The organism is Mitsuaria sp. CC2 (genome assembly GCF_048957715.1).
Classification (GTDB): domain Bacteria; phylum Pseudomonadota; class Gammaproteobacteria; order Burkholderiales; family Burkholderiaceae_C; genus Roseateles.
Window position 1 is genome coordinate 303,729 of record NZ_JARVXN010000003.1, and the last position, 13,649, is coordinate 317,377.

General features: G+C 73.1%; 4 protein-coding genes. 1 reads left to right on the forward strand and 3 read right to left on the reverse strand.

Annotated elements, in window-relative coordinates; all coding sequences use genetic code 11:
• The first annotated feature begins 23 nt into the window (after positions 1-23).
• Positions 24-1,151, forward strand: coding sequence for a TIGR03364 family FAD-dependent oxidoreductase (locus PV762_RS02145; protein WP_421033371.1), 1,128 nt, complete (start codon positions 24-26; stop codon positions 1,149-1,151).
• 47 nt (positions 1,152-1,198) lie between these two features.
• Here PV762_RS02145 and PV762_RS02150 read toward each other — a convergent pair whose 3' ends face one another.
• The 3 genes from PV762_RS02150 to PV762_RS02160 form a co-directional block, all read right to left on the reverse strand.
• On the reverse strand, positions 1,199-9,703 hold the full coding sequence (locus PV762_RS02150; protein WP_421033372.1) for a C80 family cysteine peptidase: 8,505 nt from the start codon (positions 9,701-9,703) through the stop codon (positions 1,199-1,201).
• An 88-nt stretch (positions 9,704-9,791) separates the two neighbouring features.
• Entirely contained in the window at positions 9,792-11,369 is a 1,578-nt protein-coding gene (locus PV762_RS02155) for an HlyD family type I secretion periplasmic adaptor subunit (RefSeq protein WP_421033373.1), read from the reverse strand.
• A complete protein-coding gene (locus PV762_RS02160; protein ID WP_421033374.1) occupies positions 11,366-13,570 on the reverse strand; it encodes a type I secretion system permease/ATPase in 2,205 nt (734 codons plus the stop codon). The genes PV762_RS02155 and PV762_RS02160 overlap by 4 nt, the downstream gene beginning before the upstream one ends.
• Positions 13,571-13,649 lie beyond the last annotated feature (79 nt).

Here is a 13,649-nt window from a genome sequence, read left to right on the forward strand (position 1 = left end):
CCCTTGATTCGATCGGCATTCCCATGAACTGTGACCTCCTCGTGGTCGGCGCCGGCATCGTCGGCCTGGCCCATGCCTGGGCCGGCGCGAAGCGCGGCTGGCGCGTCGTCGTCGTCGAGCGCGACGCGGCCTGCATCGGCGCGTCCATCCGCAATTTCGGCTTCGTCACCGTGACCGGCCAGCAGCGCGGCGCGCACTGGCGCCGCGCGCGGCGTTCGCGCGATCTCTGGGCCGAGCTCGCGCCGCAGGCCGGCCTGCGCATCGAGCATGCCGGCCTGCTCCTGGCCGCGCGCTGCGAGGAATCCGAGGCGCTGCTGGACGCCTTCCTCGCCACCGAGATGGGCGAGGGCTGCGCGCGCGTCGGCGCCCACGGCGCGATGACGCGCCAGCCCGGCCTGCGCGCGCGGGGAGAGACCGGCGACACCCTGCTCGGCGCGCTGGTGAGCCCGCACGAGCTGCGCGTCGAATCGCGCGACGCGATCCCGCGCATCGCCGCGTGGCTCGCGGAGCGCCACGGCGTCGAGTTCCGTTTCGGCGAATCGGTGCTGGCGGTCGAAGCCCCGCACGTGCGCACCTCCCGCGCGAGCTACCGCGCCGAGCGCGTCACGGTCTGCGCCGGCGCGGAGCTGCACGGCCTTTTCGCCGACCGCTGGACGCCGCATGCGCTCTCGCTGTGCCAGCTGCAGATGCTGCGCGTGCGGCCGCCGTCGGGGTTCCGGCTGAACGCCGCGCTGATGGCCGATCTGAGCCTGGTGCGCTACGAGGGCTACTCGGCGCTGCCCGAGGCGCAGCCGCTGCTGCGCCGGCTGTCCGCCGAGCGCCATGACGCGCTGGCCCACGGCATCCACCTGATCGCGGTGCAGAGCGCCGACGGCACGCTGGTCGTCGGCGACTCGCACCACTACGGCCCGGTGCTGCCGCCGTTCGCGAGCGAGGCGGTGGACCGGCTGATCCTCGACGAGCTGCATCGGCAACTCGCGCTGCCGTCGCTGGAGGTCGTCGAGCGCTGGACCGGCGTCTATCCGGTCAGCGCGACGGCGCCGTGCCTCGTCGAAGCACCGGACGAGCGCACGCGACTGGTGATCGTCACCAGCGGCACCGGCGCGAGCACCGCCTTCGGGTTGGCGGAAGAGGTCCTCGCGGCGTGGTGAACGCTGTCTCACTTCCCCGCGGCGATGGCAGTCCTAACGCTTCTTTGTTAGGCAAGGACTGACCCCGCCAGCAGGCCAGCCGACGTCGATCGCGCCGATGACGCCGACGCGATCGACGAACCGGAGGCCATGGCGTGCCCTTCCTCCCCCACCGCCTGAGCCAGCAGCGCCGCCTGGCGGACCGGCTCGGAACGTCCGGCAGCCTCCGTCGTGAACGTCACCTCCGTCAGCCAGCTCTCCGTCGGAAAATAGCCGTCCTCGCCCTGCAGCCGGTAGCAGCGGTACGGCACGCCGCCGGTGTCCACGGGGATCGTCAGCACCGCTCGACCGTCGATCTCGATCTGTCGCGCCAGGACGCGGATCCGCTCCTGGCCGTCCACGGCTTGCAGCTGCCATCGACCCGCCGTCTGGCCTGCCAGCCGAGGATGGGGCAGCGGATCGGGCACGGCATGGATCGTCAGCGATCTCAGCGCGATGCTGTGCGCGAAGTCGAAGCGGATCGCCGCCGACGGCCCCAGCACGAGCGTTCCGTCGGTCGCCGCCGCCGACGGCGGCCGCCAGGCATACGCATCTTCGGCGCGCTCCAGGCCGTCGACCAGGTTGCCCGGCTCGCTGTGCGCCCACCACCGCCGTCCCGGCGGCAGCGCTTCGGTGACCTGCTCGATGCCGCCCGCCTGCGCCAGCAGTGCCGGTGTCCACGCGGGATCGGCCGGCTTGGGCGGTTTGGGACGGATCACCGTGAGCGGGCCGCTCATGAGGTTCCAGCGGGAGGCGTCGTCGTCCTCGTTCTTCATCACGGGAGGAGGCGACAGCAACACCTCGCCCGGCACGATGTCGTAGTGCACGCGGGGCTGGCGCGCCGCGTCCCGGCGCTCGAAGCCCATGCCGTCTTCGTCCAGCCGCAAGTAGTGAGGCGACCGGAAGTAGCTGCGCGATGTCGGCAGCACCGTGCTTAGCGCGTCGCTGACCTCCACCTGGATCAGCTCGGAGCGGTCGGTGAGACCTTCATAACGCCGTCGTTGAAGATTGCCCAGCAGCAGGTCCTGAGGCGATGTCCCCGCGTGCCGGAGCGCGGTCAACGCGCCGGCGTCCCTGACGCCGGCCCGGTGCATGCCCAGGATCCACGCCTCGTCGCAGGTCCCCGCCGCCAGCATGGACCGGGCGATGTCCGACGCGGCGTCCGGCGTGCGTCCTCGCAAGGACAACGCGGCCGCCACCAGCGAGCGTGTCCATGGGCGCAGGGTGAGCGTCCCCTCACCCGTCTGGCGCAGCACGCGCAGGAAGTCGGGCATCGCCGTCGCCAATGCGGGGCGTTCGCCGTCCAGCGCCGCATGCCAGGCGATGAAGGCCCGCCACTCCTCGTGGGACAGGTCGTTCCGGAGGGCGGTCTCCACATCGACCCAGGGGCGGTCCGTCGCGGCCATCTCGAGCAGCAAGGGACCGTGCCGGTCCAGACGCAGCGGCGTGTCGACGGCGCCAGCGGCGTACCCCGTCATCCAGCCCGCCATCGCCTCCTCCGTCGAGCCCGCCATCGCCTCCCCTGTCGAACTCGCCACCGACCCCTCGAAAGCCGGCGTGATGCCCGCTGCGTCCAGGAAGGAGAGCATCTGGTCCATGCGCAGCAGTGCTCGGAAATCGACCGGGTGCAGCGCGTCGATGACTTCATCGGACAGGCCGCGCAGGGCCATCCAGGCCGCGACGATCGCGCGCTCCGGCAGTTCGGCGGGGCCCGTGCGACCTCGCACCCGGGCGTGCAGCAGCGCCAGGCCGCGCGCGATGTCGGGCGCCTCGATGCCGCTGGCGTGCAGTCCCACGGTCAGCTCGGAACGGATGTCGGCGGGGCCGGGTTCGTGTTCGCCCGGCCAGGCGTCGGCCAGCACCTGCAGGCCGATCGCCGTCTCGCCGCCGTCGTGCGGGAAGCCGAACCTCAACACGCCGGGATGGCGGTAGTAGTCCTCCACGAAGATCGCCGATGCGGTCTCGCCCGCACCGGTCGTGAGCAGCAATGACAGATCGATGCGCCGCCGGGCGTAATGGCGAGGCGCCTGGCGCAACCAGACCGTGCGTGCCGGCGCCTCCGGCGTCAGCGGCAGCGCGCGCGGCGCGGGCACGGCCCGGATCAGATGCGTCCCGGCCGCGGTCACCAGATAGTCGTCCTGGAAGTTGAAGGGGTCGTGGACCTGCGCGCCCGTCTCCGGATCGATGGCGATCCGCGCGTACCGGCGCGCCGGTTCCTCGGACCGCGGTGGCGGCGAGGCCGCCGCGCCGTGCGCCGGGTCCACGACGTCGACGAGCAAGGCCTCCACCGGCCCCGGGGGCGCGTCGGGTGCCGGCAAGCGGATCGGCGCGACGCGAGGCGGGCCGTCGTCGGCGTTGATCAGGGCCCAGATCGAGAATCGACCTTCGACCGGCGTCACGTCCTGCGCCTGCGCCCCGGCGTACCCGGCTGCAAATCCCGGCAGCGTCAGCGCCAGCGGCGTGAATCCCCCGGGCGCCTGGGCGGGCCCCATCTCCTCGAGGATCAGCGCCTGGCCTTGGCGGCGATGGCGCAGGCGTCCGACCGGCACCTCCAACACGATGAACAGGGGCATGCCGGACACCGACCGCGCGTGGAAGGCGCCGGCGCCGGACGGCAGGTGATACCGCACCGGCGCGTCGACCGTGAGCAGCGACCGCCGCTCGACCGCCGTGCCGGGCGCGAAATGCTGCGCGTGCGCCAGCGACGCCAGCGACTGCGCCGTGCCGTCGAGCTGCCGGGGCTCTTCCAGCGTGACACGCACGCCGCTGGCATCGCGGAGCGTCAGCGTCCGGGGCGGCCGGTCGTCGGCCTGGAAGAACTGCGCCAGGATCAGCGGTTCGCCGCCGGCGTCCACCACCAGGGCGTCGCCCTCGCGCTTCAGGGTCAGCGATTCGTGCAGGACGTCGACCTCGACCAGCAGCTGCGCCGACGGCGCCGCCATCACGATCCGGGCCGGCGTGCCGGCCTGCCAGAACGCCTGGTCCTCGGACGAGGTGCAGACCACCTCGTTGCCGGCGCGCAGCCGGTAGAGGTTGCGGCCGGCGCCGCCGGCAATGCGCACCTGGTGGCCCGAGACATCGAAACGCTCGTCCGGCCGGCCGCCCTGCACGTCGGCCGAGGCGACGTCGCGCAGCGCCAGCGCTTCCATGCCGCTCACGACGACCTTGTGGCCCCACACGTCGCCGCGGGCGCTGTCGGAGGCGTGCAAGGACCAGGACGCCCGGCCGTCGGGCTCGCTCCGTGCGCGCATCACGACATGGGCGCCGGCCGCGTCCAGCACCAGTTCGTCATGGCCGGCGCCGGCCTCGATGGACAGGGCGCTGTGGCGATCCAGCAGGAAGACGTCGTCGCCCTGACCGCCGATCGTGTGGCCGGTGGCGCCGGCCAGCTCGAACAGCTGCCGCGACCTGGAGACGGCCGTCGCCTCCGTGTCGAAGCGATGGTGAGCCCCGTCGAGCCAGGCCGTGGCGCCGAACTCGGTCCGGATGCCGAGGTCGCGCACCGGCGCCTCGATGCCGATGAGGGTGCGCCGATCCTGCAACATGAACGAGAAGGGCGGATCGCCGCCCTCGGTCTTGAACGCCGCGTGGACCACGCGATGGGCGAAGCGGGGATGATGGAAACGGGCGAAGCCGCGCTTGGCAAGCAGGTCGATCCGGTGGCGCCAGCGCGCCTCGTCGTCGTTCTGCAGGACCTGGGCGCGTTGGCTTGCCGCTTGCCTGGCCTGCTTCTCCGTCACCGCCCGGACGAAGGTGTCCGTGTCGAAGCCGAAGAATTTCGCGACGGTCGCGCCGGTCAGCCGCAACCAGCCGCGGGCCGAGCGCGGCCCGCGCAGATGGTCGCCGTACTCGTCCAGCCAGACGCCGATGGAGGCGCCGCCCGACACGGCGGTGAACAGCGCCCAGCCGGCGGGGCCAGCGAGGCGGCCCAGCAGGCTCAGCCCCATCGCGGCCCGGCCCGCCAGCGCGGTGCCCTGCAGGCCCGCGACCAGTCCTGCGACGCGCATCGACAGACCGGTCCCGAGCACCAGACTGGTGGTGACCGTGTCGGCGAGCAGCGCGCGATGTTCGTAGCTGTCCCTGCCCAGGCCGCTATCGTTGAACTGCTGCCAGCGCCGCGTCAGCATCGCCACGTTCACGCCCGCCATGGCGACGTCGACGACGGCCGGGAGCCCCCGTCCGGTCCAGCGGAGCGGGGATCCGCCGGCGCGCGGCGCGCGTCTGGCCAGCCAGGCGCCCACCGCATCGGACAAGGGAGAGGCCACCAGATCGGACGCATCGGCCAGGGCCAGCCCTGTCGTGACCGCGTCCATGTGCCGCCAGTCATGCGCCAGCTGGAAGGCGTTGAGGACGGCGGCCGGACCGCGCCAGCCGGCGCCTGTGCCGCCGCCTGGGAGTGGGTGCGGGCCGGCGGCGATCGCGTGGCGCCTCGACCGGATCCTGCGGGCGCGATCCACGCCGCGTGCGAACGTCGGATCAGCCGCGGCGTGCGCGACCAGCCGGTCGAAATCCGCCGGCGGCAGGACGAGCATCGATCCCGCCAGGCGCATCGCCGCGGCCAGGGCGACGGGCTCGGTCCCGGTGCGCGACAGGGCCGCGGACAGGCGCGGGATGTCCGGGATCCAGGGGGCGCCGTCGTCCGCGCCGCGCAGCGCCTGGAGCGCGGCCTCCGGCGTGAGGCCGGCGAGGTCGTCCAGATGAAGCGGATCGTCGAAGCGCGCCCGCCGCGCGAGGACGGACAGGAATGGTTCAAGCGACACCGGGTGGCCCCCGTCGACGGATCGACCCAGCACGGTGGCGGCGATCGAGGGGGTCATGCCGCCGGTCATGCCGCCGGTCACGTCGCCGGTGAGGTCGATGGCCCCCCCGGGGATGCCGGCGTACTTGTCGGTGCGTCGGATGGCTGGACCGCCCCGCGCCGGCCGACCGGTGACGAAGGTCGTGTTCCACGCCCGCTGCCGCAACTGGCCGAGGGGATCGACGGTCGCGCGACGGGTGGAGCCCGGCGCGTCGTCCGGGAAGACCACGGGCTGGGCGAACGCCGTCACGGCGAAACCGGACGCGGTCAGACCGGAATCCTGGAAGCGCTCGAGGAAGGATTTGGAGAAGCTGGACTTCGCCAGCGGGCTGTCCAGGGCGCATGACAACAGGGTGGCCTTGTGGACGCGCGCGCCGGCCAGCCGCGGGCCGAGGAAGTCGCGGAGGCGGCGCGCCAGCTGATCGGCGGTGTAGCCGCTCAGCAGCCGCTGATGATCCGGGTCGGTCGACGCGTCGCCCACGACGATCAGCTTGATGGCGCGGTAGCGGCCCGGTTCGTCGAGCAGGGCCTCGCCGGTGACCACGCGGCTGTTGCCGTGGCGGTCGAGCTGGATCCAGGTCGTCGCCCCCTTGCGCTTGACCGCATGCCGCAGCGCGGCTTCCAGCGCGGCCGGTTCGTCGTCCATCTGCAGCACCAGTTGCCAGTGGTCCGGCCGCGCGCGCTTGGGATCGGGCTGGCCGGAGAAGGCCTCGTCCAAGGCCTGGCGCCAGGCGGCGGACGTGGCGCGGGCCGGCGTCGGCGCGTTCTTCCAGGCGGTCACGGCCAGGGCGATCCGGTCGCCGGACGTCTCGATGCCGTCCAGGAACAGACGCACCTGTTCCGCGCCCCAGGGGTCTTCGCGCAGGCTGCCGTCGGGTTGTCGCTGCGCGATGCGCAGGACCGGGACGCCGCCGAACACGCTGGCATACAGGTGGCCGTCCTTGTCCGTCGCGAGGCGTTGCAGGACCCGTGCGGGTTCCACCACGCCATCGCCCGACAGCAGGCGCAGGCTCCATTCGTCGACGTCATCCGCCAAGCTGCTCATCGGAAAGCGGGGCGTGGGCGCCAGGTGGACCGACAGCGATGCCGATGCCTTGCCCCCGGACGTCGGGATCCACCGGGTGAAGGTGATGCGTCCGCCGCCGGCGGCCACTTGAGCGCGCCGTCCGGCCGCGTAGTGCCGGTGCGGGCCACCCTGCAGCGCCAGTTGCCGCATCACGTACAGGCCGGGCAGCGGGGGGTCGAGCGTGGACGGCACCGGGAGGGTCAGGCCCAGCAGGCTGCGCACGGACCGCGTTGTCACGACCTGGACCCCGTCGCCGCTCGCCGGTCCGGCCGGCCCCGGCCCCGGCTCGCGTCTGGTGACCGCGATCAGCGGACCGATGATGCCCGTGTCCGACAGCTGCTCCAGCACGGGCAGGAGTCGTCCGAAGTGCTCCGCGATGCCGGCCGGCGGGGTCGCGCCCACGTCCTGGCGGATGAGATCGATGTCCACATGGAAGGGCTGGCCGAGCCGGGCGGCCTGCGTGGCATACAGCGTCGTCGCGGCGACCGCCTGGAAGGCCGGCCAGTCCGCGTCGACCGTCGCGCCGTCGGGACCATGGCGCGCCGCCAGGAAGTCCAGCGTGTCGGCGACCGACCAGACGTCGACAACCGGCAGCGCCGCGATCTCCAGCTCGCGTCTCGTGGCGGTCCCCAGCAGGCCGGCGGCGTCTGCCAGCGCCGGGGTGTCCGGCGTCGGGCGCAAATCTCGCGCCAGCTGGCGCAACAGATCGTGCAGACGCAGGAAGGCCACGGGCTCCACGCCGTGGTAGCCGGCGAGGTGGGGGAACCAGCGGCGGTGATCGTCGAAGAGGCCGATCAGGGGGCGCAGCCCGATCCCCAGCCGCTCGCGGATCTGCGGGTCCGCGTCGGCCCCCAGCCCCCAGCGGTCGTAGATCCAGTCCCGCACCCCGGTCCTGTCGAGTCGCGAAGCGGGGAGGCGCAACGGGACGGTGCCGATGCCGCGGGACGTCAGCCGCCCCGCGACGAGCGCCTCGGCGGCGGCGGGGTTGCGCCAGGGCCGATAGCCGGGCGGCCACGCGGAGGTCGGCGCCGGTGTCGACGCCGACGACGAAGGCCGGGTCACCGGGTCGGCGGCGTCGGCTCCGACCAGGCTGGGGGAGAGGTCCTCCAGCGAGATCGATCCCTCGCTGGTCGGGCCGATGTCAGGCAGCGACCCGGAGGTCGCCCCGCTGTGCCCGCTGTGCGTGCGGTGCGTGCGGTGCGTGTCGTGCGGACCATCGCTGCCCGTCGTGCTGCCCACGCTGAGATCGGAGTTGAAGCTGAAGTCGCTGCCGACGTCCAGGGGGACGGGAAAGTCCAGGCTCGGCGCCGTCGAGGCGCTGTCCGAACCCGACCGGCTCGATCGTGCCTGCGCGCTCGGACCGGCGGCCGCCTCGCCGGGCGCCGCGGACGTGCCCCCGATGCCCGACGTTCCCGAGCCGGCCGTCACGAACTCCTTCGCGGGCGCCGGCATGAATCCGGCCACGGGGTCGTACCGCCAGCCCGACCCGAGGTGGGCGCGCAGGTCCTCCTCGGTCTGGAATCCGGCGCCGCCGGCGACCCAGGTGCCATACGACGGCGCGACATCGGTCTCCCAGACCACGCGACCGATGAGACGGGCGTCACGCAGGCGCAGCAGCGTGTCGTGCAGTTCCAGGGACACGCCGGCCTGGGCTGCGGTGGTCCGTCGGGTCGGGTGGCCGGGATCGATCAGATGGTCCGCCAGCGGCTTCACGAGGGTCCCGCCCGCCGGCGCGTCGACCGCTGCGATGAACGTCTGGGCCAGCGCTCGCGCCGTCGCGATGGCTTGGCCGTCCACCCGGGGGTTCAGCAGCTTCCAGGCCTTCTTCAGCAGCTGCCTGAATCCCGCCGACGCTTGCGTCGGCGTGCTCAGGGGCAACGGCGGAACGCCCCGCAGCTCGGTGTAGGCCCGATGGAAGTGGACGACGGCGTTCCCCAGGAGCCCGTCCACCATTTCGGCGCAGGCGAGGTCGCGTCGATGCGCGATCAGCTCGGGCATGGCGTCCGCGGCCAGGCGGCGCAGTTCGGGCAGCACCTCCTCGCGCAGCGCCTGCGCGTTCGGCTGCGTGAGCCGCCAATCCGCGGTCGCCGCGTGCATTTCCTCGGCGATGGCCAGCGGGCGCAGGGCGTCCAGGGTCCGCTTCAATACGGCGGCCACCGGAGCGAGATCCTGGTGGGGCGGCATCCACAGCCCGTCGATGAAGGCGTCCAGCAACGAACTCGCACGCAGGCGACGGTACTCGCCGAGCTCCCGCCACGTGCCGATCACCACCAGCTTCCTGAGCGCGATGAAGACGGTGAGCGGGGACCGCTCCCGGCTGCCGGGACCGTCGAAGGCCAGCGTCAGGGCCCGGTAGGCGGCGGCGTAATCGGACAGCGATCCGCCCTTGACCATGCCGTCCAGCAGATGCTGCGTCGCCGCGACGGCGCTCTCGCGAAAGCGTGGCGACCGGTAGCGCGCCTGGAGGATCGAGTCGATCGGCGCCATCAGCTGCCACTGCCCGCTCGCGAGGGGGAGGGCGGGGCCGTCCAGGTCGGTGACGGCCTGCCGGAGGGTGTCGGCCACGTGCTCCGCCCACACCGGGGAGGGGGATTCCGCCGGGCCGCGCTGGCTTCGGTTGGCGTCGTTGTTCGTCGACGCGGCGGGGTCGACGGGGAGGGGGTGGGTCATGGGCACTTTCTCGGCGGACGACGAAGCGCCCTGAGTGCGCCCCGCCGACGCGTCGCTCGACGCGTCGGCACTCGCCGCGCAAGACCCGTCAGCGCTCCTGCAGGCTCTCGCTGCGCAGCCGCTCCAGCGGGCTCAGCAGGAAGCCGATGACGCGCCGGCTGCCGGTGCGCACTTCCGCGCTCAGCGCCATGCCCGGACGCAGCGGCACGCGCGCGCCGTCGACCTCGATGTCGCGCGCGTCCAGCGTCAGCGTCACGGCGAAGCGCGGCCCCAGCTGCTCATGGTCGATCGCGTCGGGGCTCACGCGCGTGACGGTCGCCGGCAGCGTGCCGTGCCGGGTGAACGGGAAGGCCTCGAGCTTGATCGCCGCCGCGTCGCCCACGCGCACGAAGCCGATGTCCTTGTTCTCGAGCATCACCTCCGCCGTCACCGGCGCCTCGTCCGGCACGATCACCATCAAGGCCTGCGCCTCGGTCACGATGCCCCCCGGCGTGTGGATCGCCAGCTGCTGCACCGTGCCGTCCACCGGGGCGAGGAGCCGTGTCAGCTGCTCGCGTCGACCCGCCTTGCGGTGCTCGGTCTCGATCTGCGCCAGCCGTGCCCCGGCCTGTTCGCGCGTCGCGTGCCAGCGCTGGCGGACCTCGGCGATCAGCGCGGCGCGGGTGGCCCGGGTTTCGCCCAGCGCCGCATCGCTCTCCCGCATGCGGGCCTGCTGGGTGTCGAGCTCGCCGCTCAGGTCGACCCGCTCGCGCCGTCGGTCCTCCCAGGCGTGCGTGGAGGCGAAGCCTTCGCCGGCGAGGGCGCGCAGATCCGCCTCGCGACGCGCGGCCAGGGGCAACGCGGACTCGAGTCGCCTGGCCGCGGCGAGCGCGGTGTCGCGTTCGGCGCGGCGCCGGTCGGCCTCGGCGTCCAGCCGTTCCAGTCGGGCGCGCAGGTCGGCCCACTCGGCCCGCAGCATCGTCAGCGCCTCGCGTCGACGCGGGGCGGGCCAGTCCGACGGCGCGTCCGCCCCGACGGTCGTCCAGTTCCAAGAAGTCGCCGCATCCGATGCAGCCGATGGTGCGGAGTCGCCGCGTCCCGCCTCGGGCTCGCCCAGCATCGCGAGCAGCCGTTCGGCGCGCCAGCGTTCGGCCGCGGCGGCGAGGCGCTGCTCGTCCAGGCTCTCCCGGTCCGCGGCGGGCGCCGTCGGATCGAGGTCGACCAGGGGCTGTCCGGCCTTCACCTGCTCGCCGTCCCGTACCCGCACACGGTGCACGACGGCGCGTTCCAGCGGCTGCACCAGCTTGCTGCGGTCGCTGACGACCAGCTTGCCGGACGCCACGGCGACGATGTCCACACGGCCCACGAGCGACCAGAGCAGCGCGATCGCCGCCAGCGCGATCAGCGCCGCGGCCGTGCGCCGCGGCGCCGGGTGCATCGGCGTGTCGCGCAGCGCCAGGGCCGCGGGCAGGAAGGCGGCCTCCTCGGCGTGGCGGGCGGGTCCGACGAGATCGCGCCGCGCGGCCCACGCGGCGGCGAACACCTCGCGCTGACGGTGCCACAGCTCCGCGGGTCCGCCCAGGCGATGGCTCCAACCGGTCTTCCAGCGCCGCAGCCGGTCCCGCAGGGCGCTGGTCGCCCGGCTCTTGCATCGGCTTGCCCACAGGCTCTTCCATCGGGCGGTCATGCGCGCGCTCCCGGGCCGTCCTGCATCGACCAGAGCCGACGGTAGAGCCCTTCGGGCCGGGTCACCAGCTCATGGTGCGGGCCCTGCTCGACGACGCGGCCGCGATCCATCACGACGATGCGGTCGGCGCCGCGTACCGCGCTGAGGCGGTGGGCGATGATCAGCACGGTGCGGTCGCGGCAGATGTGGGCCATGTTCCGGTGCAGCACCGCCTCGCTTTCGTAGTCGAGGGCGCTGGTGGCCTCGTCCAGGATCAGGATGCGCGGGTCGGTGAACAGCGCCCGCGCGATCGCGACGCGCTGGCGCTGTCCTCCCGACAGCGAGCTGCCCTGCTCGCCGACGATCGTGTCGTAGCCCTCCGGCAGCTCGCTGATGAAGTCGTGCGCGCCGGCCAGCCGCGCGGCGCGGACCACCGCCTCGATCGTCGCGGCCGGGTCGGCGACCGCGATGTTCTCGCGCAGGGTGCGGTTGAAGAGCACGTTGTCCTGCAGCACCACGCCGATCTGGCGGCGCAGCTGCGCCGCGTCGATCAGCCCGGTGTCCACGCCGTCGATCAGCACGCGGCCCTCCTGCGGCAGGTGCAAGCGTTGCACCAGCGTGGTCAGCGTGCTCTTGCCGCTGCCGGAGCGGCCGACGATGCCGACCACCTCGCCGGCGCGCACCGACAGGTCGACGCCGCGCAGCGCCGGGGCGGCCTCGGGCCGGTAGCGGAAGGTGACGTCGCGCAGTTCGACCGCGCCGCGCAGCGCCGGCAGCTGCGCGGCGCTGGCCGGCGGCGCCTCGGTGCGCGTGTTCAGGATGTCGCCCAGCCGCGCCATCGACAGGCCGGTCTGCTGGAAGTCGGTCCACAGGTTGGCCATGCGCATCACCGGCTGCGCGACGTGCTGCGCGAACATGTTGAAGGCGACGAACTGGCCCACCGTCAGCGCCCCGTCCATCACCTCCTGCGCGCCCCACCACAGCGTGGCTGCCTGCGTCAGCTTGCCGACCAGGCCGACACCCTCGTGGCCCCAGGCGGCCAGGTTCTGCGTGCGGAAGCCGGCCGAGACGTAGGCCGCGAGCTGCTTGTCCCAGCGGCGCGCGAAGGCGGGTTCCAGCGCGCCTGCCTTCACGGTCTGGATGGCGGTGACGGACTCGACCAGCATGGCCTGGTTCTCGGCGCCGCGCGCGAACTTCTCGTCGAGGCGGCGCCGCAGCACCGGCACGATCAGCACGCTCAGCAGCACGTAGCCGGGCAGGCTCGCCAGCACGATCAGCGTCAGCGGCACGCTGTAGAGGAACATCACGGCGATGAAGACGAGCGAGAAGAACAGGTCCAGCACCACCGTCAGCGCCTGCCCGGTCAGGAAGGCGCGGATGTGCTCCAGCTCGCGCACGCGGGCGACCGAATCGCCGACGCGTCGCGCCTGGAAGTAGGCCAGCGGCAGCGCCGCCAGATGGCGGAACAGCCGTGCGCCGAGTTCCACGTCGATGCGGCTGGTGGTGTGGCTGAGGATGTAGTGGCGCAGGCCGGAGAGCAGGCTCTCGAACAGCATCACCACGACCAGGCCCACGACGATCACGTGCAGCGTGGACAGGCCGTTGTGCACCAGGACCTTGTCCATCACCACCTGGAAGAACAGCGGATGCGCGAGGGCGAAGCCCTGCAGCACGAACGAGATCAGCAGCACCTCGCCGAGCAGGCGCCGATGCTTCACCAGCGCGGGGATGAACCACGAGAAGTCGAAGTGGGTCATCTGGCCGATGAGGCTGGCCCGGCTGGCCACCAGCATCAGCTCGCCGTTCCACCGCGCCAGCAGCGCGTCGCGGGACAGCTTCGCGGGCCGGCCCTGGTCGGTCGCGGGGTCGGCGATGAGCGCCTCGCGTTCGCCGAAGCGGCCGATCACGACCGGCCGCGCCGGCTCGCCCTCGCCCTTGCTTTCTCCCCGCAGCCAGACCATGGCCGGCAGCGAGACTCGCGCGAGGCGGGCGGCGTCGGCGTTCAGGCGTCGCGCCTGGAGACCGAGCAGCCGCGCGGCGCGCAGCAGGTCGTCGGGGTCCACGGGATCGTTGGGACCGAGGCCGAGCTGGTGGGCCAGCGCCTCGGGCTCGGCGGCGACCTCGTGGAAGGCCGCGATCAGGCAGAGCGCCGCGAACGGGGAGACGCGAGGCGGCTCGTTCGCCGGCGGTGGCAGTCGAAGTGGGGCGGTGGGATCGGCCATGGGATCTCGCGGCTCGAGGAAAGCCGCGTGAGTGTCCAGAGCGGCCTGCCCTGTCGCGCCGACCTCCGACTTCCCGCTG